Annotated in this window: 26 protein-coding genes; 14 read left to right on the top strand and 12 right to left on the bottom strand. The window is 43.2% G+C overall.

From position 1 onward, the window contains the following. The first annotated feature begins 20 nt into the window (after positions 1-20). From EMP01_RS13895 to EMP01_RS13885, 3 genes are all read left to right on the top strand, one after another. Positions 21-1,337 (top strand): carbohydrate porin, encoded by a 1,317-nt coding sequence (locus EMP01_RS13895; protein ID WP_129022166.1) that lies wholly within the window; start codon positions 21-23, stop codon positions 1,335-1,337. Positions 1,338-1,381: 44 nt separating this feature from the next. After that, positions 1,382-1,876 (top strand): Dps family protein, encoded by a 495-nt coding sequence (locus EMP01_RS13890; protein ID WP_129022165.1) that lies wholly within the window; start codon positions 1,382-1,384, stop codon positions 1,874-1,876. 130 nt (positions 1,877-2,006) lie between these two features. Beyond that, complete coding sequence (locus EMP01_RS13885; protein WP_129022164.1) at positions 2,007-3,500, top strand: DUF2079 domain-containing protein; 1,494 nt, start codon at positions 2,007-2,009, stop codon at positions 3,498-3,500. Between the two features lie 61 nt (positions 3,501-3,561). Here EMP01_RS13885 and EMP01_RS13880 read toward each other — a convergent pair whose 3' ends face one another. The 8 genes from EMP01_RS13880 to EMP01_RS13845 form a co-directional block, all read right to left on the bottom strand. Then, positions 3,562-3,864 (bottom strand): hypothetical protein, encoded by a 303-nt coding sequence (locus tag EMP01_RS13880; RefSeq protein WP_129022163.1) that lies wholly within the window; start codon positions 3,862-3,864, stop codon positions 3,562-3,564. Between the two features lie 70 nt (positions 3,865-3,934). Further along, complete coding sequence (locus EMP01_RS13875) at positions 3,935-4,642, bottom strand: response regulator transcription factor (RefSeq protein WP_129022162.1); 708 nt, start codon at positions 4,640-4,642, stop codon at positions 3,935-3,937. Between the two features lie 66 nt (positions 4,643-4,708). Beyond that, on the bottom strand, positions 4,709-5,866 hold the full coding sequence (locus tag EMP01_RS13870; RefSeq protein ID WP_129022161.1) for a lipoprotein N-acyltransferase Lnb domain-containing protein: 1,158 nt from the start codon (positions 5,864-5,866) through the stop codon (positions 4,709-4,711). 336 nt (positions 5,867-6,202) lie between these two features. Further along, positions 6,203-6,502, bottom strand: a complete 300-nt coding sequence (hpf, locus tag EMP01_RS13865) for a ribosome hibernation-promoting factor, HPF/YfiA family (RefSeq protein ID WP_129022160.1) — start codon at positions 6,500-6,502, stop codon at positions 6,203-6,205. A gap of 58 nt (positions 6,503-6,560) precedes the next feature. Next, entirely contained in the window at positions 6,561-7,508 is a 948-nt protein-coding gene (locus EMP01_RS13860; RefSeq protein ID WP_237559548.1) for a tyrosine-type recombinase/integrase, read from the bottom strand. Between the two features lie 102 nt (positions 7,509-7,610). Next, positions 7,611-7,808, bottom strand: coding sequence for a 30S ribosomal protein S21 (gene rpsU, locus EMP01_RS13855; protein ID WP_129022159.1), 198 nt, complete (start codon positions 7,806-7,808; stop codon positions 7,611-7,613). A 143-nt stretch (positions 7,809-7,951) separates the two neighbouring features. Then, positions 7,952-9,001: a tRNA preQ1(34) S-adenosylmethionine ribosyltransferase-isomerase QueA gene (queA, locus tag EMP01_RS13850; RefSeq protein WP_129022158.1), complete on the bottom strand. Its 1,050-nt coding sequence runs from the start codon at positions 8,999-9,001 to the stop codon at positions 7,952-7,954. Between the two features lie 122 nt (positions 9,002-9,123). Then, positions 9,124-10,083 (bottom strand): lysylphosphatidylglycerol synthase domain-containing protein, encoded by a 960-nt coding sequence (locus EMP01_RS13845; protein ID WP_161971341.1) that lies wholly within the window; start codon positions 10,081-10,083, stop codon positions 9,124-9,126. A 56-nt stretch (positions 10,084-10,139) separates the two neighbouring features. On the opposite strand from EMP01_RS13845, the gene ruvC reads away from it, so the two are divergent. The 7 genes from ruvC to EMP01_RS13810 all read left to right on the top strand — a co-directional run bounded on the left by ruvC (position 10,140) and on the right by EMP01_RS13810 (position 16,888). Beyond that, positions 10,140-10,712 (top strand): crossover junction endodeoxyribonuclease RuvC, encoded by a 573-nt coding sequence (gene ruvC, locus EMP01_RS13840; protein ID WP_237559547.1) that lies wholly within the window; start codon positions 10,140-10,142, stop codon positions 10,710-10,712. Then, positions 10,709-11,989 carry a sensor histidine kinase gene (locus EMP01_RS13835; protein WP_129022156.1) on the top strand — a complete coding sequence of 427 codons (1,281 nt, stop codon included), beginning with the start codon at positions 10,709-10,711 and terminating at the stop codon, positions 11,987-11,989. The genes ruvC and EMP01_RS13835 overlap by 4 nt, the downstream gene beginning before the upstream one ends. After that, on the top strand, positions 11,986-13,200 hold the full coding sequence (locus EMP01_RS13830) for a glycosyltransferase family 4 protein (RefSeq protein WP_129022155.1): 1,215 nt from the start codon (positions 11,986-11,988) through the stop codon (positions 13,198-13,200). Before EMP01_RS13835 ends, EMP01_RS13830 begins: the two co-directional genes overlap by 4 nt. 84 nt (positions 13,201-13,284) lie before the next feature. Beyond that, entirely contained in the window at positions 13,285-13,965 is a 681-nt protein-coding gene (locus EMP01_RS13825; protein ID WP_129022154.1) for a metal-dependent hydrolase, read from the top strand. Between the two features lie 48 nt (positions 13,966-14,013). Further along, positions 14,014-14,817, top strand: coding sequence for a ParA family protein (locus tag EMP01_RS13820; RefSeq protein WP_129022153.1), 804 nt, complete (start codon positions 14,014-14,016; stop codon positions 14,815-14,817). 1 nt (position 14,818) lies between these two features. Next, positions 14,819-15,739, top strand: coding sequence for a ParB/RepB/Spo0J family partition protein (locus tag EMP01_RS13815; RefSeq protein WP_129022152.1), 921 nt, complete (start codon positions 14,819-14,821; stop codon positions 15,737-15,739). Positions 15,740-15,844: 105 nt separating this feature from the next. After that, positions 15,845-16,888 (top strand): beta propeller repeat protein, encoded by a 1,044-nt coding sequence (locus EMP01_RS13810; protein WP_129022151.1) that lies wholly within the window; start codon positions 15,845-15,847, stop codon positions 16,886-16,888. Between the two features lie 146 nt (positions 16,889-17,034). On the opposite strand, the gene icd is transcribed toward EMP01_RS13810, so the two are convergent. Together icd and EMP01_RS13800 are read right to left on the bottom strand one after the other, a co-directional pair. Then, positions 17,035-18,345, bottom strand: a complete 1,311-nt coding sequence (icd, locus tag EMP01_RS13805; RefSeq protein ID WP_129022150.1) for an NADP-dependent isocitrate dehydrogenase — start codon at positions 18,343-18,345, stop codon at positions 17,035-17,037. 173 nt (positions 18,346-18,518) lie between these two features. Continuing rightward, on the bottom strand, positions 18,519-19,493 hold the full coding sequence (locus tag EMP01_RS13800; RefSeq protein WP_129022149.1) for a hypothetical protein: 975 nt from the start codon (positions 19,491-19,493) through the stop codon (positions 18,519-18,521). Positions 19,494-19,641: 148 nt separating this feature from the next. On the opposite strand from EMP01_RS13800, the gene proS reads away from it, so the two are divergent. The 4 genes from proS (at position 19,642) to EMP01_RS13780 (ending at position 23,427) form a co-directional block, all read left to right on the top strand. Then, positions 19,642-21,120, top strand: a complete 1,479-nt coding sequence (gene proS / locus EMP01_RS13795) for a proline--tRNA ligase (protein WP_129022148.1) — start codon at positions 19,642-19,644, stop codon at positions 21,118-21,120. 127 nt (positions 21,121-21,247) lie between these two features. Further along, complete coding sequence (locus EMP01_RS13790) at positions 21,248-22,240, top strand: hypothetical protein (RefSeq protein WP_129022147.1); 993 nt, start codon at positions 21,248-21,250, stop codon at positions 22,238-22,240. 190 nt (positions 22,241-22,430) lie between these two features. Then, entirely contained in the window at positions 22,431-22,715 is a 285-nt protein-coding gene (locus EMP01_RS13785; RefSeq protein ID WP_161971340.1) for a GNAT family N-acetyltransferase, read from the top strand. Between the two features lie 4 nt (positions 22,716-22,719). Then, positions 22,720-23,427, top strand: coding sequence for an SDR family oxidoreductase (locus tag EMP01_RS13780; RefSeq protein WP_129022145.1), 708 nt, complete (start codon positions 22,720-22,722; stop codon positions 23,425-23,427). A 73-nt stretch (positions 23,428-23,500) separates the two neighbouring features. Here EMP01_RS13780 and EMP01_RS13775 read toward each other — a convergent pair whose 3' ends face one another. Continuing rightward, positions 23,501-24,019 (bottom strand): hypothetical protein, encoded by a 519-nt coding sequence (locus EMP01_RS13775; protein WP_129022144.1) that lies wholly within the window; start codon positions 24,017-24,019, stop codon positions 23,501-23,503. 12 nt (positions 24,020-24,031) lie between these two features. After that, on the bottom strand, positions 24,032-25,465 hold the full coding sequence (locus tag EMP01_RS13770; protein WP_129022143.1) for a SusD/RagB family nutrient-binding outer membrane lipoprotein: 1,434 nt from the start codon (positions 25,463-25,465) through the stop codon (positions 24,032-24,034). Between the last annotated feature and the right edge of the window lie 2 nt (positions 25,466-25,467).

The following is a 25,467-nucleotide window of genomic DNA, read 5'->3' as shown; positions in this document are numbered from 1 at the left end:
TTCACGGCTAAACATTCTGAATGATGAAAAGCCTGTTCTTATCTTCAATATTATTGCCTGTGGCTGCTGTCGCCCAACAAGACAGCAGCCTTCACCAGGCCGAGATCATCTCTGTACATGGGCAAACGACCGTTGTATCGCAGTTCAAACCTGCCTTTAAAGCTCCTTACTCCGGCACCAATAGCCTTAAAACGGATAAGGAAAGCGGCACCTCCCTTACTTCAACATTATACCTCGGCGCAAAGCTATGGCCACATGCCAGCCTGTATGTCAATCCTGAAATAGCAGGAGGGGCGGGGCTGAGTTCTGTACTGGGTCTGGGGGATGCCACTAATGGAGAGACCTTCCGGGTAGGAGACCCTTCTCCTAAAGTATACCTGGCACGCCTGTTTTTTCAGCAGCAGATTCCACTATCCGACAAAAGGGTATGGCAGGAAGCAGACCAGAATCAGCTTGCCGGATATGTACCGGAGCGGTACCTGTCTTTTACGGTCGGTAAGATCGGTGTGGCCGATTTCTTTGATGCCAATCCGTATAGCCACGACCCGCGCACGCAATTCCTGTGCTGGGGCCTGATGGATAATGCCGCCTGGGATTATGCAGCCAACACAAGAGGATATACACCGAGTGTGGTACTGGAATATGTAAGCCCGAAGAATGAGCTCCGCTATGGGTTCTCTTTATTGCCACAAACGGCCAACGGTAATGTGATGAACTGGAATGTGCGTAACTCCCACAGCCAGACACTGGAGTATACCCGTCATTATACCCTGGCTCATCATGAAGGTTCCGTCAGTGTGCTGGGATTCTATAATAATGCTGCTATGGGTAATTACCGGGAGAGCATTGATATGAATCCGGTAAACCCGGATATTATTGCCAGCCGTGGCCCTGTCCGCAATAAATTCGGCTTTGGCATTAATGCTGCCCAGGAGCTGAGTCCTTCATTAGGGTGCTTCGTCCGCGCAAGCTGGAATGACGGACATAATGAGACCTGGGCCTTTACCGAAGTCGATCATTCTATCAGCGGAGGGCTCTCTTTAGAGGGTAATTGCTGGCATCGGGATGATGATCATGCGGGTCTGGCATTTGTAACTTCAGGACTATCCAGAGACCATATTGATTACCTGAATGCCGGTGGCCTCGGTTTTATGCTGGGTGATGGTAAGTTACATTATGGCTGGGAGAAACTTACAGAAGTATACTACTCTGCCTCCCTGCTCAAGCATCATGTATATCTTTCCGGTGCATACCAGTTTATCATCAATCCGGGATACAATAAAGACCGTAACGGCCCAGTAAATGTGTTTTCTTTAAGAGTTCATACCTTAATTTAGCAGTAGCGTTACAAAGCAATTACTCACCTTTAAATTTATATGTTATGAAAAGCACAAGCAAAGCCATCAGGAATGCCATTGGACTGGACAGTAAGCACGCAGAGCAATTAGCCTCTGACCTGAATATCTTGCTGGCCAATTATTCTATTTTTTATCAGAATGTAAGAGGATTTCACTGGAATGTAAAAGGAGAAAAATTTTTCGAACTGCATATTAAGTTTGAGGAACTGTATAATGATCTGATCCTGAAAATCGATGAAATTGCAGAAAGAATCCTTACCCTGGGTTATGCCCCTGAGCATAATTACAGCAAATACATGAAGGTATCTGAGATCAAAGAAACCAGTGATGTGACAGATGGCATGAAATGTGTCTCTTTTATCCTGGATTCTTTCAAAACAACTATATCTCTGCAAAGAGACCTGTTAGATGCTTCTGCAGAAGCTAATGACGAAGGTACTAATGCCCTGATGAGCGACTATATCCGCGCGCAGGAAAAACTGGTATGGATGTATACTGCCTACCTGAACAGACCATAGATAAGTTTTTCTATACAATGAATAAGGGGCTGTATCTGTGATACAGCCCCTTATTCATTGTATAGAAACCCAATGCTTTAGGATATATATAAATGGAAGCCTATTTTTGCCCTAAATTATTTGCTTATCCATGCCGCTAACTACCCCTGATGCATTGAAGCAGCGTAAACAGCTGTTACTGGTCATGCTTGTGTTCTTTATTATATACGGGCTTATATCATTTGTCAATCATTATAATTTCAGAACGGCAGCATTAGACCTTGGCATGTTTAATCAGGCACTGTATGCATACAGTCATGGACATAGCGCACTCTATACTTTAGATCCGGGTGGAGAGACCTTTCCTTTTTTGTCTACTCACTTCTCTCCCATTACCCTGTTATATATACCGGTATATTACCTGGCAGGCTCCTATTCCTTCCTGCTGATACAGATCATCAGTGTATTATCCGGGGCGTATGGCATCTATAAGGTTGCACTGCACTTATCGGGCAGCCGCCATAAAGTGGCCATGCTCATACTGCTGCAGTTTCTTATCACATGGGGTATTTTCTCTGCACTAGCTTTCGATTTTCATAATAATGTAGTGGGTGCCATGTTTGTGCCCTGGATTATCTATTATTTTCTGCAAGGCAAAACGGCACGCTTACTGCTGGTAAGTATACTCTTCCTGATGACCCAGGAAACAATGGCCTTATGGTATCCTTTTATTACAACCGGCCTGCTCCTGAATTTCCGATCTTCCTGGACCAGGAGCCAACTAATACGTATATACATTCCCATGATCCTGGGTAGCATTATATATGCGCTGTTTATCATCCTGTATGTGATGCCTTCATTACAAGGCCATGAACATAATCTGCAATTTTCCCGCTATACGCATTTAGGCAGTACCGCTGCTGAGATCCTGCGTAATCTGCTTACACATCCTGTACAGAGCATAAAACTATTATTTACCAATCCTCTTGGCGATCCACTCTACGACAATATCAAAACGGAATTCTATATTGCGCTGCTGTTATCCGGAGGGGTATTTATCCTGCTCCGCCCTGCTTTCCTGATTATGCTGATCCCTGTTATTGCACAGAAGATGCTGTCCAATAATTTTGCATTCTGGGGCACCAATTTACAGTATTCAATAGAATATATCCCGGTGCTTTGTGCGGCAACCATTAGCTTTTTCAGTAGTAAAAAGGACCGTAAACCTACCATTCTCTACCTTTCGCTTGTATTGACGGCCGGCACAACGGTAAAACTGCTGGACAGCAGGATCTCCAAATGGTATTTTCCGGACCTGGTACGTATATACCAGCCTGCACATTATCGCCCTTATGTCAATAATCAAGAGGTATACCAGGCACTATCGCTGATTCCGGCAGATGTACCCGCCTCCAGCTCTACAAGCTTAGCCCCGCATATTGCCAACCGGTTGAAACTGTATCATTTCCCGGTGGTGAATGATGCTGCTTACATGGCCCTGCTCAAGCATGAGCATGATGCCTGGCCCATGAAAGATGCCTCTGCATACCTGGAGCTGATTGAGACCTTTAAGAAAGATCACGGCTGGATAATAGTCCGGGAAACTAAGGATATTGTTATCCTTAAAAGATCCACTTCTCAATAGTATATAAATAGTAAAGCGGCCCCTATACAGGAGCCGCTTTACTATTTATATATGCATTTAATTATCTATTTCTTTTCACTCTGGAAATCGTTACCAGTTCATATACTTTAGGACCGTAATCGCAGGTAGTCTTTGTACCTGTAAAGCTATATTTGATTTTCACCTGGAGTCCGTTGTGATGATAAGCAGATGGCAGATCTATCGGCTTCAATAAAGCACTGTCATTCAGTCTCAGCAAGTATCCGCAACCGGTAGAGGTGATATCGCCTGTGTCTACTACTACAGCTTCTACCATATCTTTATCCGGATTACAAGAAGCCAGTGCTAAACCTGAAATACCAAATGCTACAAGAATTCTTTTCATGTTACGATTACGTTTGAATGCCTAAAAGTAATACAATTCAACCCGAATACCAATACTTACTCTAAAAAAATTACTCTGTAAATTTATATCCTACACCACGCACAGAATGGAAGTGTTTAGGGTTACGGCTATCTTTCTCAAAATATTTCCGGAAATTGAGGATGAAGTTGTCAATAGTACGGGTAGTCGGGTACACATTATAGCCCCATACTGCCTGAAGAATATGCTCACGGCTCACTACCTCATTTTTGTGCTCAATAAGTAATTTCAGCAGTGCCACCTCTTTCTTGCTCAGCTCAATGTTCTTGCCGTCTTTATCTTTACCAACCTGGGCCGTAAAATCAATTTTGCATTTCCCGAAACTATAGGTATCCGGTATGTAGCTGCGCTCTTTCAGTTTTTTATTTTTACTGATCAGCTTTTCTACCCGGATCAATAGCTCTTCCAGGTCAAAAGGTTTGGTCATGTAATCATCACCGCCTTTCTTCAGCCCTTCGATACGGTCATTACTGGTATTACGTGCAGATAAAAATAAGATTGGTACATCATTATTCTGAATCCTGATGTTTTCACATACGGTAATCCCGTCCATTTCCGGCAGCATTATATCCAGTATAATCAGGTCAAAATATTCTTGCTTTACCGCTTTTATAGCAGCTGTTCCCGATACGGCTGTAGTCACTTCGTACTCTTCCAGTTCCAGGTTCAGTTTTAACGCTTCCCTTAAGCTCTCTTCATCTTCTACAATCAGTAATGATGCCTTCTTTTCTGCTTTCATACTATATATTATAATTTTACAAAAGTACAATTCGAAATGTAAGGGAATTGTAAAATATATATCGCGTTAAGCTGTACGCAAAGCCAGTGCTCTTTTGTATATAAACATGTAGCTGTACAACAGGCTGATCAGGAATGGCAGTATTTCAATAAGCGGCATCACCTGCAGGCCAATTGCATGAACCAACAAGGCGATCAATAACAAACCCACTACCAGTAAACCATAGGGCACGTGCCACTTGCGCGGACGAAATACGGTGAATGCTGCAATAAGATTAAGTGGAAAAGCCCACAGAAGATTGTAGTTATTACCACAGGAGTTATGATCTGTTCCAAACCACATAAACAGCAGGAAGCAACCCAATAGTCCGGAAATGAGTAACAGACCAAATGTCCACACAGCTTTCAGCACCCGTAAAGGTTTTACAAAAAATATGAGGAGTGTTACCAGCAGTACACCCATCATCACCCATAAAGGCTGGTTGGGGCCAACCTTCTGCTTATCTGCACCCTTATTCAAAGTCCTGATATCGGAGACAATAACCCGCTGATGGTAAGTAGATCTTTTCATACCGGCAAACAGCATATCCGGCAGGAACATCGCTTCCTCATCTGTCATCTCTTTATCGATACGGCTGGCCAGCAATATATTGATACCCAGGCGGGACCAGTGTGCTGTTTTAAGATAGTCATTCAGTATGGCACGAAAGGTTACTTTTTTCGCATTCAGTACAGGGCCAAAGTGGAAGCTGGTATCGAGGTTGCGCGGAAAAATATCCCTTATACGGGTCGCGCAATTGTCGTACAGGAAATCGTATTTATAGGAGCGCTTTTCCGGCTTCAGATTCTCTGTCAGGTACTGCAGTATCCTGTATTTATCTTCCATCGGAAGGTCCAGCAATTCCTCCATCACATTCCGGTTCTCTTCCTGGTAGATACTCATAAAACTATTGAAGTCTTCTTTTCCTACAAAGTATAGAAGCTTACCCCGGGTAAACTTGGTATAGAAATCAGGATCACTGAAATTGAACAGTCCATAATTATATACTTCATCCGTATGATGTACACTATCAATTACCCGTACACCCGAATGCCCGAACATACTGTAGAGTTCTGTACCCGTACCGGCAGTCAGCAGGCTGATCCGGATATGACTGGTATCCTGTTGCTGGCCCCAGCAACATACCGAACACAATGCAAGTAAAAATGTAGCTATAATACGCATATGATCTGTTTGAAATCTGTTTGCTGCAAACCTATAATAAAATAGTCAAAACACCGCTCATTTATATGATACCAAAACAGCATACTGTAAATCAATGACTTTCCATATTAACTATTTTTTATCATTATTGATACAACAAAACAAACCCAATTCGAGTTTATACTAATATCAATAGTTCTTGATAACTATCTCGATAGTTTGTTAAGAGTATTGTTTTTTTGTTTTTAGGTGAAATGCAACGCCCGTCTGTTTATACAGATGGGCGTTTGTTTTTATACAGAAACAAAAAGGGCTGCGTTGATGCAGCCCCTGGATATAGTATATTTTATATGGAAGTTAAGCCGTTAACTTCTCCTTGTGTTTTTTTATCTGACTTACTACAGAATCGAATGCAGATTCAAAAGACTCTTCGAATATCTTCGACTCATGTTTGGCGAACAACGAGGTTTTAGGAATATTGACTTTAATATGTACCACCTTATCGTTAATCTTTTCATTTACATGTTCGAGGATTAGCGTGACCTCTACATCAACGATACGATCGTGAAACGTTTTAAACTTTTCCACTTTCTTCTCAATGTGATCAATGAGTTTTGTGTCTGCGTCGAAATGGACAGTTTGAATTTGAACGTTCATAAGTAAAAAATTTAATTAGGTTAAAATAATTCAATTTAAAGAGTACCCAAACGGGCTCTTAGTCGTCTTTACTTGCTTTGGGATGTGCCTTTTGATAGATTTTCTTTAAATGTTCGATATTACTATGGGTATAGACTTGGGTGGCAGCCAAACTACTATGCCCTAAAAGTTCTTTAATTGCGCTGATTCCGGCTCCATTATTCATCAGCTGGGTAGCAAATGTGTGCCTCATCACGTGCGGACTACGTTTCGAAAGTGTAGTGATATCACTACCGATATACTCTTTTACCCTCCGGTAAACATAGTTATCGTATAGTGGCTTTCCTGAGTCTAAAGTTAATAAAAATTTGTTTTCAACAGAAGCTCTTTCTTTTTTTTCCTGCATATATTTTCGGATCAGATCTGCCAGCTGAGCACCTATAGGAATAGCACGCTCCTTACTTCTTTTTCCCATCACCACAATCTGTTTCCGATACAGATCTATATCCGCTTCCTGCAGGCCAATCAGCTCTGCACGGCGTATACCCGTCTGGTACAGCAACTCCATAATCAGCTGGTCCGTACGGCCCTTAAAGCTATCTTCAAACTCCGTTTCGGCAAACAATTTTTCACTTTGCTCCTGTTCCAGGAAAACCGGGATGCGCTTAGGTGCCTTGGGTGCCTTGATTTGCAACAGGGGATCCACGGCAACATGCTGCCGTTTCAGCAAAAACTTATACCAGGATTTAAGAGCAGAAATCTTACGCTGCATAGAGCGTTCTTTATGCGCATCTTTTTCTCTCAGTGATACCAGCCAGGAACGAATATGTATGGGTTTAACATCAGCAATATCGCCGATCTCGTATAGCTCCGTTAAATAAGTAGAAAATTGATCCAGATCACCCTTATACGCAATAAGCGTACGGTCAGAGACGCGTTTTTCAAAGCGCAGATATCGTTCAAATTGATCAATGAGTTGGGATAACATATCAGCCATCAGGGTTAGTTCTGCGATATAAAAATACACATTAAGCCATAATGTTTTCAGGCTTTGACTAATTTATAACAAAAAAACGGGCTAACTGAATCAGTTAGCCCGTTTAAGTGCCTTTTTCGAGAAAAGGGGAAATTATAATTCCACTTTTCCAGCAAGAATTTGCTGACGATATGCGGCTTTCAGTACTTCCTCTCTCTTTTGGATAGATGGTTTCGTGAAAGACTGGCGTCTGCGCAGTTGGTTCAACGTACGAGACTTCTCAAATTTCTTCTTATACTTTTTGAGCGCTTTGTCAATATTCTCGCAATCCTTAGAATCGATAATTAGCATGCTTTAATACCTCCTTTTGGTGAAAAATAGACGGCAAATATAGAACATTTTTCGGACAACAACACATTAAAACCATGTTTTATATAAAAAAAGTCCTCAATAAGACTATTGAGGACTTCTATAATAATGGTATAATGTCTTTACTACAGGATCAGCATTGCATCTCCGTAGCTGAAGAAATTGTATTTTTCTTTGATTGCAGTATGATAGGCTTCCATTGCCAGGTCATAACCACCAAATGCACAGGCCATAATCAGCAAACTGGTTTTAGGCAGGTGAAAGTTTGTGATCAGTGAATTTGCAATAGAGAACTCATGCGGCGGATGAATGAACAGGTTTGTCCAGCCTTCTTCCGGCTTCAGAAAACCCTGTGCGGTAACAGAGCTTTCCAGGGCGCGCATAGTAGTTGTACCTACAGCACAGATGCGTTTTTTCTGCTCCAGTGCTTTGTTTACAATACTACAGGCATACTCATCTACACGGAAATATTCTGCATCCATTTTATGTTTGCTCAGGTCTTCAACCTCAATTGGTCTGAAAGTACCTAAACCGGTATGCAGTGTAATTTCTGCAAATTTCACCCCTTCAATCTCCAGGCGTTTGATCAGCTCACGGCTGAAGTGCAGACCAGCAGTCGGCGCTGCTACAGCACCTTCATACTTGGCATATACCGTCTGGTAGCGCTCTTTATCTTCTTCCTCTGGCTTGCGCTTAAACAGTTTAGGCAGCGGGGTTTCGCCCATACTGTCCAGGACTTGTTTAAAAGCAGCATCATCACCGTCAAAAAGGAAACGGATTGTACGACCACGGGAAGTAGTATTATCAATTACTTCTGCTACCAATTCATCATTATCTCCGAAGTACAGTTTATTACCTACTCGGATTTTACGGGCCGGGTCAACGATTACATCCCATAAGCGGTTTGCTTTATGCAACTCTCTCAGCAGGAATACTTCAATCTTTGCGCCGGTTTTTTCTTTTTTTCCGTACAGACGTGCAGGGAACACTTTAGTGTTGTTCACCACCATCACATCTTTGTCCTCGAAATAATTTAAAACGTCTTTGAAAACTTTGTGTTCGATCTTGCCGGTATCGCGGTGAATCACCATCAGGCGGCTTTGATCTCTCTCTTTAGCAGGGTTTTGCGCGATCAGCTCGATCGGCATGTCAAATTTAAACTGTGATAGCTTCATATCTTACAGGATATGTGTGTGTTTTGAGGGTTATTTTAAAAATAAGTCTGCAAAGGTACTCTATTTTAGCAGTAAAGCCAAATATATACCAAAACACCTATATCACAAAAACTTACATCATTTTATTTTCGCCGGATGGCCAGGATAGCCAGGCTGCCAAATACTGCGGGCAACACCATATTGATTACCCATAAAAGATAAGAGCCTCCCAGTATAGCCAGGCTTGCTGTAGTCAGTCCTGTCTGTACAAACAGGAATATACCGGTATAGCCACGCACGCCCAGCTCCAGCATGGCAATAGAGGGCACAACAGCCAGGGTCCAGAACATAAGGCCCGACATCATAAAACCAGGTACCCAGGGCACTCCGGCACCCAGGATATTTACAAGTAATAAAAACTGAAGATTATATATGAGGAACCGCCCCAGTGCTAAACCAAGAATATACAAGAGGTCTTTTTTCTGGTAAGACTTCAATACACGAAGGGCCACATTCACCTTTCGGAGCGTGCGGTTACGGGTAGACCAGGAAGAGAGCCTGCCAACCTTAAGATACAGCACCAGGATCAGCACGGCAATAAATACGGCTGCAATCAGGGCAATTAAACTGGCCTTGTTCCCAAAGTGAATATTATAATAGATCAGCCCTATGATGCCAAAGCTCGCCGTAATACACATCTGCGCAATACTGCCGATCATACTGGCCAGAGCAGCCTTTAATTTATAGCGGTCAGGAACATGCATAATGCGACCGGCAAAGTCCCCAACCCTGTTGGGCGTAACCAGCGAAAAGGCCATTCCGGTAAGCATAGACAGGTAAGCCCTGTAAAAAGGAAGTGGGTTGATGCGTGATAAGAGCTTACGCCATTTTAATGCCTCCAGGGTCCAGTTGAGGGGGGCGAGCAGTAGTACCAGCAGGAACCATTTCAGCGTGCGTCCATTTAATTGTTCGCGCAGTGTTGCCCACTGTTTTGCAAGGTCTCCCCTAAGGGTCAGTTGCCTATATATAAGAAACAATAATAAAACAAGAAGCGCCGGTGTGAAAATATAACGGAGCCATATTTTTTTGGTAGTTTTGTTCATAAATTGGCAATGGCTTGGGGCTTCTTCAGCCATCTAAATCGTTTAAATCCACAAGTTTGGTCATTATAGGAATAGATCCCGGGACACTCGTAATGGGTTATGGTGTAATATCGGTTGACAAAAGTACAATTTCTCTGCTGGAAATGGGCGTATTGCACCTTTCCAAGCATAAAGATCATGGCGACCGGCTCAATTATATTTTTGAGCGGGTAAGTGCCCTTGTGCAAAGACACCAACCGATTGCCGTGGCACTGGAGGCTCCGTTTTACGGAAAAAATGTACAAAGTATGCTGAAACTGGGCAGGGCCCAGGGAGTAGCTATTGCAGCGGCTATGGCGCATGGTAGCCGTACGGTAGAATATGCTCCAAAAAAAATAAAGCAATCGGTAACCGGTAATGGCAATGCCTCTAAAGAACAGGTCTGGAAAATGCTGCAGCATATCCTGAAATTTGAGGCCAATCCTGATTATCTTGATGCAACAGATGCTGTAGCGGTAGCCCTATGCCATCATTACCAGTCCCGTGGCGGAGAGACCGTAGCCCGTATTACCGCTAAAAAGAAAGTCGTTAAAGGCTGGGCAGATTTTATTGCCAGTAACCCGGACCGAATAAAGGAAGTGAAAAAATGAAAAATTTAAGATTAATATTTATCCTGGCATCCCTCTGTACCGTGGGGATTGTAATTACTCAGGTATATTGGGTACGCAGGGCATATGTATTTGAGAACAAAAAATTTGACCTCAATGTAAATATTGCACTGAGAGATGTAGCAGTGAAAGTTTGGGAGTACAAGCAGTCGCAAGCCGCGATGTACAATGTTGTGACCCGAGTATCGTCAGATTATTATTTTGTAAAGATCAATGAACATATAGAGCAGGAGATTCTGGAGCATTTCCTGAAAGAGTCCTTTACGACCAATGATCTCTACACAGATTTTGTATACGGTCTGCATGATTGTATGAATAATGATATGGAGTACAAACGCTTCATTAACCTGAGTAACCGTACTGCCCGTCCAACAGATTTCGTGGACATTCCCAAAACAAAAATCGAGAACTACTACTTTGTGGTATACTTCCCTACCCGCAAAGACTACCTCGCGTCTCAGCTTACCTTCTGGATGATCTCCTCTGTCTTCCTCGTTGGTGTACTGCTGTTTATGGCCTATATCGTATATGTGATCCTGAACCAGAAGCGCCTGAGCCAAATGCAGAAAGACTTTGTGAAAAACATGACGCACGAGTTTAAAACACCGCTGGCGAGCATACAACTGGCATCATCTGTATTGAAGAAGCCTACCATTATTCAGAATCCGGGGCGCCTGCTCAATTATGCAACTATTATTGAGTCTGAAGCTAAAAGGCTTGAAATGCAGGTAGAACGTGTATTACAGATGTCGCTGGGACAGAAAAGAGAGCTGGAGCTCAATAAAAAGATGACCGATATACGTCCTATCATTACAGACGTGATCTCGATGTATCATACCAAACTGGAAAGCCGTCAAGGCATCGTACTCGCCGATCTGGGCGAGCAGCCTGTGATGCTGAATATTGATATAGAACATATGAGCATTGCTCTGAGTAACCTTATCGACAATGCAATCAAATACACACCGGAAGAGGTGAGCCCTAAGATATCTGTCATTCTGAAAGATCAGCCCAAACAGGTAAGCCTTACCATCTCTGATAATGGCATTGGTATTGACAAAAGTAATGTCCGGCACATCTTTGAGCGTTTCTATCGTGTATCTACAGGTAACGTGCATAATGTAAAAGGATTTGGTATCGGGCTTAACTATGTAAAAGCCATAATGGATTTGCATGAGGGCAAAATCATTTGTGAAAGTGAGCCTAACCATGGCTCATCTTTTACCATCATCCTTCCAAAACCGGAGGCTGAAAAATGAGAATCTTAGTACTGACCAACCGCATTCCCTATCCTTTAAACGACGGGGGTAATCTCGCGGTTAATAATATGCTGGAGGGTTTACTGCTGCAAGATGCAGAGGTAAGTCTGTTATCTATGAATACAACCCGCCACCGGGTTACGGAACAGCAATTCCCGGCATTATTCAACCAATTAAAACAGGTTGTTACTGTCGATGTTGATAATCGTATAAAGCCGGTCGCGGCACTGACGCATCTGCTTCGGGGCAAATCGTATAACATAGCCCGGTTTATCAATGCCGCATTTGCAGCTGCACTGACCAGGATACTGCAGGAGCAAACCTTTGATGTGGTATTGCTGGAAGGTTTATTTGTTACGCCCTATGTGCCCCTGATCCGTAAACACAGCAAGGCTGTAATTTGCTATCGCCAGCATAATGTAGAGTTTGAAATATGGGAACGACTGGCCCGGACAACGGGAAATCCGGCAAAGAAATGGTACTTGCATCAGCTGGCTGCGGCCTTGAAAAAATATGAATTAAAACATAAAAACGATTACGATCTCATCGCTGCTATTTCTCCTGTTGATGCGGCACATTATCGCCAGGCAGACTGTAGCATTCCTATTGTAACGGTGCCATTTGCCTTACCTGCTGCCCAGATCAGTAAAGATGAAGTAAACAATATCGCCCTGAGCCTTTATCATATCGGGGCAATGGACTGGCAACCGAACCAGGAAGGCATATTATGGTTCCTGGAGCATGTATGGCCTATTGTATTGCAGCAAGTACCCTTGGCACAACTACACCTTGCCGGCCGCAATATGCCCGAGTCCTTTACCACCGGCCACTGGCCTGGTGTTACTGTGGCGGGCGAAGTGGCTGATGCCAGGGCATTTGAACAAGATAAAAATATCCTGATCGTACCCATCCATTCCGGCGGCGGCATAAGGGTAAAAATACTCCAATCAATGGCCCGCGGCAAGGCCGTGATCACGACTTCTGTAGGACTGCAGGGTATCGAAGCAGCCACCGATGGCAAAGAAGTCCTCGTGGCGGACACTGCTCCGGCATTTGCAACACATTGCATTAGCCTTTTAAATAATATAAATATGGTGACTGAAATGGGCGAACAGGCATTTCAGCTCATCCGCAGGCACTATGAACTGGAGCATGTAAGTGCTTATTTTGTGCATACCCTGCGTCAGCACAAGCTTTCAGATACCCGATGACAGAAACACAAAACAATTCATTCAAAATTGACATTAAGATGTTATTTTTGTAGGTTACGGACCATAAAAACCTCCGTAAGACCAATGAACTTTACTTTTTTCGGACACGCGTGCTTTTCTGTGAATTTTGGTGATACTACTATCCTGTTTGATCCTTTTATCAGTCCTAATTCCCTGGCTAAAGAGGTGGATATGGCTGCGATAAAAGCAGATTACATTTTTGTATCACACGGTCATGGCGATCACGTTGCAGACCTGATCGCGCTGGCAAAGCAAACGCAGGCTACAGTAGTATCCAACTTCGAGATCATCGATTGGGTAACCAAGCAAGGCTACGAAAAAGTACATCCGATGAATTTCGGTACCAAAACATTTGATTTCGGTAAAGTTCATTTTGTACCCGCAGCACACAGCAGTGCCCTTCCAGATGGCAGCTATGGAGGTAACCCCGGCGGCTTCCTGATCAAAACCCGGGAAGGTAGCTTTTACTATACCGGAGATACCAGCCTTACTGCAGAATTTACCATGATTCCAAAATACGGCAGCCCTGATTTTGCGATTATGCCTATCGGAGGTAACTTCACTATGGATGTGGATGATGCTGTGATCGCCGCAGAAATGATCGGTTGTAAACAGATCGTGGGCGTACACTATGATACCTTCGGGTATATCGTGATCAACAAGGATGCGGCACAGGCTGCATTCCAGGCATCCGGAGCAACATTGCTCCTGCCAAAAATCGGAGAAACCATTACGGTCAAATAAGCCGGAAGACACAATAGAACAAGACTATTTAAAGAAATTGTACAACGTATGACTAAAGTATTAGCTATTGCCAATCAGAAAGGGGGAGTCGGCAAAACCACTACTGCCATTAATCTTGCGGCCAGCCTTGCGGTTTTGGAATACAAAACATTGCTTATTGACGCAGATCCACAGGCCAATAGCACTTCCGGCAACGGATTTGACCTGAGAAATATACAAGTCAGTTTATACGACTGTCTGGTGAATGAAATGCCGATCAGGCAGATCATGCTGGAAACAGAAACACCAAACCTGTATGTACTGCCTTCTCACCTGGACCTGGTGGGCGCCGAGATCGAACTGATTAATCACCCTAACAGGGAGCACATCCTGAAGCAGGCCATTGCGGAACTGCATCAGGAGTTTGACTTTATCATCATCGACTGTTCCCCGTCTTTAGGTCTGATTACCGTGAACGCACTTACTGCTGCTGATGCTGTAATCATTCCGGTACAGTGCGAGTTTTTCGCCCTGGAGGGTTTAGGCAAGCTCCTGAACACCATCAAGATCGTACAGACAAGATTAAACCCTGCACTGCAGATCGAAGGTATCTTAATGACGATGTATGATGGCCGTTTACGCCTGAGCAACCAGGTTGTAGAAGAGATTAAAAATCACTTCGAAGAACTGGTATTCAAAACAATTATTCACCGTAACACCAAACTGGGAGAAGCACCTAGCTTTGGTAAGCCGGTATTGATGTATGACACCGAAAGTACCGGTGCGATCAATTACCTGAACCTGGCCAAAGAGATTCTGCAAAAGAATAACCTGACCAAGATTAAAAATTCTGAAAGTAATATAAATGCATAATATGCCCCCAAGCAACAACAATAAGAAGCAGGCCTTAGGCAAAGGCATCAGGGCGCTGCTGAATAATATTGATGAAGAACTGAAGTCCAGCGATGCCGGATTGACAGATAATAGTGCAGTAAAGAGAACTCCCGTGAATATCGGCCGCATCCCGGTCGATCAGATCAAGGTCAATCCCAAGCAACCAAGATACGACTTCGATGAAGTTGCTTTGCGAGAGCTCTCAGAAAGTATAAAACTGCACGATATCATACAACCGGTAACGGTGGTAAAACTGGCCAATGGCGACTATCAGCTGATCTCCGGAGAACGCAGATGGAGAGCCTCCAAAATGGCCGGCCTTAAAGACATACCTGCATATATCCGCGAAGCGAATGATCAGGAACTGCTGGAAATGGCGCTGCTGGAAAACCTGCAAAGGGAAAACCTGAATGCCATTGAGATAGCACTCAGCTATAAGCGACTGATGGAAGAATGTACCCTGACACAGGAACAGGTAGCAGAACGCATGAAGAAAGAACGTAGTACGGTAGCCAACTACCTGCGTTTGCTGAAACTGCCTCCGGATATCCAGAAAGCAGTTCGGGACGGTTCGCTCAGTATGGGACATGCCCGCTCTATTATTGCATTGGAAAATGTAGATGAGCAGCTGTATGTCTATCGCGAAGCCATGACTAAAGGTCTTTCTGTACGCCAGGTAGAAGCCATGGTAAAAGCGATGCAGCAGGAACGTAAGCCTGCGGCTGCACCTAAGGACGGAAACAAATTACCTCCAGCCTATAAGCGCATCGAAGACAACATGGCCAGTCACTTTTCTGCCAAGGTACAGCTGGACCGTAAAAAGACCGGCAAGGGAAGCATCACTATTGAATTTTACAGTGATGAAGAACTGGAAAAGATCATGGAACTGATGGGAATTTAATTCCCCATAATAATTTCAAGGGAGGCCTGCAGAAAGTATATATTTTTTCCTTATCTTGCTTGCTATTCCCATATTTTTTTAGCATCTTGAGCAAAATTTAAACGTATGCCCATTAGATTCATGAAATCCAAAATTATTGCCGGACTGCTAGCATTCTCTGCACTGCAAGGCTGCCAGAAGGTAAGTAATATTGGCAAAGATAATGATACGGTTATCCTTACCCCTCATACAGTTATTGCATCTACAGATGAAGGCTGGCTGGTAAAGACTAATGACGGACGTACCTTCAACAGCATGTTTCCACCGGATGGCTATGCCGCCTCAATGGTTTCTGCTGCAGGTCCGAATGTGATTATGCTGAAATCCAGAATTTTCTATAGCGATAACAACGGAAAGAATTTTAATCCATCTACTTACTTAGACTTTAATCCGAAACCATGGCGCTACTGGGTGTTTGACTGCCCGGCTCATAAACGCACTTATATGGCTTCTAAAATCGGTAATGGCGTAGCTTATTCCGAGGATGGTGGTATTACCTGGAAAGAAGATAAGAAATGGCAGGCCAATACTTCTCCGAATGTAATGATCACCAGTTTTGCACAATTGCTGAACAATGCTGTATTTGCCTTCAATGACGATTACAACGTACTGTACCGCAGAGATAATGTTGACGACAACTGGAATGCGGTAGTAGTAGAAGGTGTATTCCCTTCAGCATCTGCTTACTTCCTGACCTCTAACAATACAGACCTCTTCATTGTAGATTACAATGGCTTTGGTGGTGCCTGGTACAGCCTTAACGAAGGAGTGAACTGGACTAAATTTGGCGTGGGTTCATTGCCTACAGCCGGCACTGAAAAATTTGTAGGTGCAGCTTCCGGTGCTTCCGGTACACTGGCTGTAGCAACAGAAAATGATGTGTACTTTGCCAGTACCTCGACTTCTTTTGTAAAAGCGAATACAGGTTTGGACATCGGCACGAAGATTTCCGGCATTACCGCAAAATACAATGTGTATAAGGACGGGAACAGAGTTAACTTCCTGTATATTGCTACCTCAAAAGGTGTTTACAGAAGTGATGACAACGGTTTCTCTTGGGATAAAGTTAGTTTCAACGAATATAATACGGCTTATACCGCTATATATTAATATTGCCCATAACGACGACGTACAAAGCGCTTACAGTGACCCTGTAAGCGCTTTGTATTTTCCCTGAATACAGAAACAATCTATAAAGTAAAAGCGCGTCATAAAATATGACGCGCTTTTACTTTAATTAAAGATATTATATCAGCTTAAAGGCTGCTTGATTTTTTCAATTGACCATCGCCGGTAACAACACCCATATTATTGGTGATCTCATTACCGAACTCATCCGTTTTCAGTAATGTAGCACCAGTCATCAGGTTGTAGAAGTCAATAGTAACCTGCTTGCGCATAATCGTCGCCTGCAGTGCAGAGGTGATCATATCTGCAGCTTCTTTCCAGCCCATATATTCCAGCATCATGCAACCACTCAGGATTACAGAAGATGGGTTCATAGAGTTAGTACCTGCAAATTTAGGTGCTGTACCATGTGTTGCTTCAAATACGGCATAACCGGTTTTGTAGTTAATATTCGCACCAGGAGCGATACCGATACCACCTACAGCAGCAGCCAGGGCATCAGAGATGTAGTCACCGTTCAGGTTCAGTGTAGCCACTACAGAGTAGTCACGCGGAGCCAGCAGGATTTGTTGCAGGAAGTTATCCGCAATTACATCTTTTACCAGCAGTTTGCCTTCTGCCAGTGCTTTACGCTGTATTTCGTTGGCAGCTTCTTCACCCTGATCTTTCTTCAGTTGATCCCACTCATCCCAGGTAAAGGTTCTGTCACCATACTCCTGGCGGGCAACTTCGTAACCCCATGTCTTGAATCCACCTTCAGTGAATTTCATGATATTACCTTTATGTACCAGTGTTACAGATGGCAGGTTATGCTCCAGTGCGTAATCAATTGCAGCACGTACCAGGCGTTTTGAACCTTCTTCTGAAACCGGCTTAACACCGTAAGAAGAAGAGCCCGGGAAACGCACTTTGCTTACACCCATTTCTTCCAGCAGGAATTTCTCAAATTTTGCAGCTTCAGGAGTACCCGCTTTCCATTCGATACCAGCATAGATATCCTCTGTATTTTCACGGAAGATAGTCATATCTACATACTCAGGATGCACTACAGGAGAAGGTACACCTTTGAACCATTGTACCGGGCGCAGACAAACATATAAATCTAATGTCTGACGCATAGCAACATTCAGAGAGCGGATACCGCCACCAATTGGTGTAGTCAGAGGGCCTTTAATAGATACGATATATTCCTTAGCTGTTTCCAGTGTTTCATCCGGCAACCAGTTACCTGTCTGGTTAAACGCTTTTTCTCCAGCCAGCATTTCTTTCCACTCGATCTTTCTCTTTCCATCATAAGCTTTCTCAACTGCAGCATCAAATACCTTCTGCGCTACGCTCCAAATTTCCGGCCCGATGCCGTCTCCTTCAATAAAAGGAATAATTGGATTGTCCGGTACCTGTAGTTTCCCATTGGAACCCATTGAAATTTTCTCTGCCATAATTGAAATTGATTTATGTGTTTAAAAAGATACGCGAATTTACAGAAACATGCTGAATTTTTAGTCATTCTGGTCATTTTTCCTATATATTATAGAGGGCCGGTCCGCAATGCGGACCGGCCCTCTATAATTATTATAATCGATTCACGAGGTGAGTCAAATATATTAGTGAATTAGCGTCTGTAACCACCGCCTCCACCGCCACGACTACCGCCGCCGCTGTTGAAGCCACCGCCACCGCGGGAACCACCACCACCGTTGTCGAAACTACGGCTAGGTGCAGGTGTATAATTGCGTGAAGGTTCTGGTCTGCTATTGCCTCTGTCATATTGTTGCGGAGGGTTCACATCATTACCTCTGTTATATCGTGGAGCCGGAGCGTTATTGTCACGCATACGTTGTACCCCACCATTAGTACCCGGATTTCTCATGTATCCGCTGTTATTTGATGGATTAACCCGTCCCGGATTTCCGTTATTATTACCAACATTGCCTGTTCCCGGAGCGCCTCTTCTTACGTATCCACCGCTATTTCCCGGATTTGGATTGCCTGCACCAGGTGCTGGGCGTACGCCGAAGCTTGAGCTGCGTGCAGATCCGAAACCGGTTCTGGTGCCCGTGTTAACACTGCGACCATAGCGTCCGCCATCTCCGTTCCAACCATTATTCCAGCCACCGCCGTAATAAGGATAACCCCATCCGGCACCATAGGCACTACCCCAATACGGGTAACCCCAGCCATAGCCTCCGCCATAACCCCAGTAACTGTTCCAGCCCCAGCCGGAACCCCAATACGGGTTATAGCCCAGACCCCAACTAAAAGAGAATCCCGGACGATACCAGAATGGATCTGAATAATATGGGTTTGCCCAATAAGGACTATACATAGGGCTCCAGTAATTGTAACCCATATACATGCTATTGAAACGACGGAAGCGTGTAGTGTATGAATCATCATCATAATCGATGTACCCGTCGTTCTCATCATATTCGCTGTAACGCTCACGACTGCCGTTGCCGTCGTTATATGACTCCTCCTGGGTAGCAGGACGATTGCTTGATGGTGCATACGCGTCATCATCATATTGAGCCATCAGTGCTCCACTGCTCAACATGATTGCTAATCCGGTAATTAAAAACTTTTTCATGGCTATAAAAAATTTATTGGTGAAGCGCGCAAAAGCCTCTTCAAAAATATCCAACTTACCTAGTTAGATGCCATTCAAAAATACTACATTTGCGCTAATTATTTTTATATATTATATAGACTTTAACTAATTTAAAAGGTTTAAAACAATGAGTAAAGAAATTACGGCGCGGGCAGAAGATTATTCGAAGTGGTATAATGATCTTATCATTAAAGGAGAATTAGCCGATTATTCTGCTGTCAGAGGCTGTATGGTCATCAAACCTTACGGCTTTGCCCTCTGGGAAAACATGAGAGATGTACTGGACAAAAGGTTCAAGGAAACCGGTCATGTGAATGCATACTTCCCATTGTTTGTCCCGAAAAGCCTTTTCGAAGCTGAAGAGAAAAATGCTGAAGGCTTTGCAAAGGAATGTGCCGTGGTAACCCACTACCGTTTAAAAACCGACCCCGATAATAAAGGAAAACTGATTGTAGACCCGGAAGCAAAACTGGAAGAAGAACTGGTTGTAAGACCGACTTCTGAAGCGATCATCTGGAATACTTATAAAAACTGGATTCAATCTTACCGTGATCTGCCTATCCTGATCAACCAATGGGCCAATGTTGTACGCTGGGAGATGCGCACACGCCTGTTCCTCCGTACTGCAGAATTCTTATGGCAGGAGGGGCATACTGCCCATGCCACCAAAGAAGAGGCACTGGAAGAAACAGTGAAAATGCTGAATGTTTATGCTGAATTCGTGGAGCATTATATGGCATTACCGGTAATCAAGGGTGTAAAATCGGCCAACGAACGCTTTGCCGGTGCAGAAGACACTTACTGTATAGAAGCAATGATGCAGGATGGTAAGGCATTACAGGCTGGTACATCTCACTTTCTGGGACAGAACTTTGCTAAAGCCTTTGATGTAAAATTCAGTGATAAGAGCAACAATCTGGATTATGTATGGGCAACCAGCTGGGGCGTTTCTACCCGACTGATCGGAGCACTGGTTATGGCACATAGTGATGATGAAGGACTGATCCTGCCTCCGCGTATTGCACCGCTACAAGTAGTCATCGTACCGATTTATAAAGGTGATGATCAGAAGGCAATGATCGATGAAAAAGTGGATGAGCTGATGAGACAACTGAAAGCGAAAGGCATCCGTGTGAAGTATGACGATAATGATCAGACAAGACCAGGATGGAAATTTGCGGAGTATGAGAAGAAAGGCGTTCCGGTACGCATCACTATGGGTGCCCGCGATCTGGAAAACAATATCGTTGAGGTAGCCCGACGTGATGAGCGAACAAAAGAAAACTACGATCTGGATGTCCTGGCAGATAAGCTGGAGACATTGCTGGAAGATATTCAACAGAACATGTTCCTGCGTGCTCAGAACTTCCGTGACAGCAATATCCGCAGAGTAGATACCTGGGAAGAATTCCTGAGTACGCTGGATAACCAATCCGGATTTATTTCGGCACACTGGGACGGCACACCGGAGACTGAAGAGCAGATCAAAGAACTGTCCAAAGCGACTATACGTTGTATTCCACTGGACAATCCGCAGGAAGAAGGTAAATGTATTCTTACCGGTAAGCCAAGTACACAAAGAGTATTATTTGCAAGAGCCTATTAATAGCTTCAACAATATATTCAAATCCTGCAAGCGTGCTTGCAGGATTTTTCATGTATACAATTTCTTAAATACCTGTTGGAATTACAGGAAAGATATTTAATCTTTGAACCTCAAATTTCAGATCACAATGAATAATATAAAAATGATTGCGGTGGCCTTAGCTACTTGTGTACTGGGTTCTATATATACTCCGGCCAATGCCCAGATCCAGATCGGGAGTAGCATGTCCAGTGCCGGGCCAGGAAAGATCAGCAAGGAGGAGATGGCGAAATTCAAGCAGAGCACTACTTATTTCATTTTACAGGAACGGGATTATCAGCAACTGGATGCTTTCCAGGAAGCGATTGCCAAGGTATGGACGGTTACGCCATTCAAAATTATCAGGCAGGATGAAATGCGCAGCCTGGATAAACGAAAATCAAGTTTCTTTTTTTTCGGTGGTTTTGTAACTATACGCAGAGGCCAGAGTACGACTACTTATCATACTCACCTGTCCTATGATCTTTATATGCTGGAGGCCAATAAAAAGGGCCATCTGGAACAGCAATTGTTTGGAAAGTTTATGCTGCACCTGGATAGTGAATCGTACCGACAAACAATGCGCTTTGCTACAAGCAATAAGACTTTCGGACAAAAGATAACGCCTTACATGTACAGCGAGGCGGAGATGCAGAACTGGAATCCGTTAATGATCAGCGGCTACCTGAAAGTAATCAACGATGGCCTGCAACAGGAGACATTACGTTCTGCATTCGAAGAGCATATCGATAAAAATGAATTAAAGAAATTACAAACAGAAACGTTATACATTCCGGACTATGTGAATACAAAATTCAATATGTTCACTATGGATGAAAAGGACACAGAAGAAGATACGGATGATCTGAAATCGGCTTATCCCTTCCCGGCTAAATATGTAAGCAGTGCAGAGCTTAGGAAGCTTGCAGAACAGCATCCGGAGGGGATCTGGTATCTGTCTTACATCAAAAGCAGTACCGATAAGTACGTGGGTATTTTCAACAGCAAGACGGGAGAGATGATCATGAATTTTTATGTTCCGGTCTCCTACAACTTTAAAATGAAAGATCTGAAACGCGTTGCCACTAAGGTAAAATCATAAAATAAGCCGGCCCTGAGGTCGGCTTATTTTATGATATCACATTTGAATGAGCCACCTGTTTTTACTTTATTTTCCTTATCTTGCTATAGATAACCAAAAACCATCACATGCCTTGTAGTATTGCAGCCTGGCAATGATTACAGGATTATAGCTGATGAAACATTCACCGATAAAACAAAGACTGAAATTTATGGAAGTAAAACACATCCAGAGAAATGATAAGGGTGCTTTTAAAGTATTTGACGGGGAGGCGGTAGCAGGAGTACTGGAATATGAAATTACCACAAGTGAGGTATTGACCGCCTTACATACAGAGGTTAATCCCGCATACGAGGGTAAGGGCTTGGGCGCTATGCTGTTTAATGCATTGATTGATTTCGTAAAGGAGAAAGAATTAAAAATACGCCCTTTATGTCCTTTCGTAAAGGCCAGATTAAACAAAGACACTTCCTTACACTATCTTATTGCTTCCTGATATTATGAATCATAAAACGGCAGTGATTACCGGTGCTACACAAGGCATTGGTAAAGCAATTGCACAGAAATTTTTAGCAGAGGGTTACGATATCGGCATTTGTGCCCGTAACCAGCAAGCACTAACCGCATTACAATCAACCTGGCATGAGCGATACCCTGAACGGCGTATTGTTATTTATGCGGCTGATTTCTACCGCCAGGAAGAGGTCAAATCTTTTGCTGCTCTTATGTTGCAGGAATTAATGCATGTAGATGTGCTGGTCAATAATGCCGGCATTTTTCTTCCGGGCACGGTGATTGATGAACAAGAAGAGCAATTGTCATATATGATGGAGGTAAATGTAATGAGTGCCTATCACCTGAGCAGAGCTATTGTCCCTTCAATGAAGGGGAAAGGTGCAGGTCATATCATCAATATCTGTTCTGTCGCCGGACTTCATTCCTATGCCGGAGGCTCCAGTTACAGTATTAGTAAGTATGCGATGCTAGGCCTTTCCGACAATCTGCGTGAAGCCTGTAAACCTTATGGTATTGGCGTTACCGCCATTTGTCCGGGACCAACCATAAGTCCCAGCTGGGATGGCAGCGGTGTGGATGAAGACAAACTTATGGATGCTGAAGATATTGCGGCCCTGACCTGGCAATGCACTCAATTAAGTTCAAAAGCTTGTGTGGAAAGAATTGTGGTGAATCCTGTAAGGGATATGTAAGACGAACAACAAAACCCATAAACTATAAAGGCTGCCAAATGGCAGCCTTTATAGTTTATTCGCAAACTAAATTCTAATATTCATGAAGCACATATGGCTTATTTGCTGTAAAGCTTACTGTCACTCCACTACCTTCCAACGGATACCCTAATCTTAAGTCCATACCCGTTGCACTCTTTAGCTTCAGTGTGCCCTCAATTGTCTCTTCTGAACCGAACTCAGAATCATCAGTTGAAACTGTCAAATTACTTAAAGTAGTAAATGCATTTAAGACCCCATTTAGATCTGCCGTTTTGTTGTCTGTTTTATACTCGACAACATAGTTAACTGCATTCGGCATGCCCTCTCTTGTTTCAACCTTTAAAACAGCAGGAGTTGGGATATAATAATAGCATTCAGTTGTATCAGTTCCTACAATTACAGTAGTATCAATAGTCGCGCTATTAATTTCAATATTCTGTCCTGCCTGAAGCTTAATATACTTTTTCGCTGTATTTGAAAAATCATAGCTGTCGCCATCATACTTCTTACATGATGCAACCAATAGCAATGACCCCAAACCAAGCAATGCGATGTTATGTATTTTTTTCATAAAAATTGTTGTTTATAGGTCAAACCATAATTGATCATAGTAATGGAATACCCCTTTTGGGGCATTTATATTTGGCAGAATTTCATTGTCTGTAGGCCATAATAACCTATAAATAAGATTTCCTGCCGGTGCACCAGGTGGCACTGTAAGTGAAGGTACTTCATTCCCTTTGGTACCAGACCTTCTCCATGTATTGAATGCCTCCAAAGGACGGTCCATAAGATCAATCCATTGTTGTAAGTGAATTTCCTTAACAGCAGTGGAAGCCGATAGGGTTTTTGAACCAGCAAAAGTACTAGCATCTACAGAAGATACACCGTACAGCAAACATGCTTCTTTTAATGCCTCCTGGTATTTGGCTTCTGCAGTAGCTAAGCCTCCCGGAATAAGATTACGTGCTGCGGCTTCTGCCTGCATGAATAATAATTCCTGATAGGTCATTAAATATTCTGGGGCATCTGCAGCATATAATTCCATACTAATTGTTGCGTTTGCATCGAAATCTCCTGGCAACTCTGTTCCTACACCAACAAAATCTGTCGCTGTAGCTCCTTTAGTGAAATAATGAGGGATACGCGGATCATTCTGTGCCAACATTGGATCTAACACCGTTTTATTAGCAAAAAAGAATGCATTTGACCCACCGGCATATTGATTAAGTATCTCAAATTTAAGATTGCGGTTACCTGTACTGGTACCAAACTTAAAGGTGAAGTTATCAGCGGCAGATTTCATCATTTCATCATTAGTCATCAAATCAGCTAATGCAGTTGCTTTAGATGGATCTTTATCTACCATTGTCATCAAAATTCTAAACTTTAATGAATTTGCGAGAGTAAGCCACTTAGTTGAATTACCAGCATAAAAGTAATCTTCATATACAATTGTGGTTTGCCCTGCATTTTCGTTTTTCAGATTTACAATAGCTTCATCTAATAATGCAAGTAAGCTATTTAATACAGCTTCCTGTCCATCAAAATGTGGGTATGAGATTTCTTTATTCCAAGCTTCGGAATATGGAACATCACCATACATCATTGTAGTTTCGTACATGGTCTCTGCCAAAAGAACCTGACATTGTCCCATCGCTCCATATCTTACCGGAGTAGACTGCTGTGCAAAGTCAATTGCTTGCTTTAGATTGGCAGCGCTATTCACGTAATTTGTTCTCCAGATATTACCAGTAGAATATGGACTTATATCATATACATCTCCAGCTCCCCAACCGGCGTTTCCTCCGGAGGCTACTGTTTGTGCCGCCAAGGCTATAGACACATATAAATCACCTCCTACTCTTGTATTCGACAAGTTAACTGCAGCTCCGCTAAACAACAACTCAGGTGTTGCTGCGGGCGACTCATTAGGATTTATATTCATTTTTTCAAATGACTTCTTACAAGAACCTAATGAGATTGCTCCTAATGCTAATATTATTATCTTCTTCATAA

It is taken from the genome of Edaphocola flava (assembly GCF_004118155.1).
GTDB classification, from domain to species: Bacteria; Bacteroidota; Bacteroidia; order Chitinophagales; family Chitinophagaceae; genus Edaphocola; species Edaphocola flava.
This window is presented reverse-complemented; position numbering and strand designations above follow the sequence as displayed.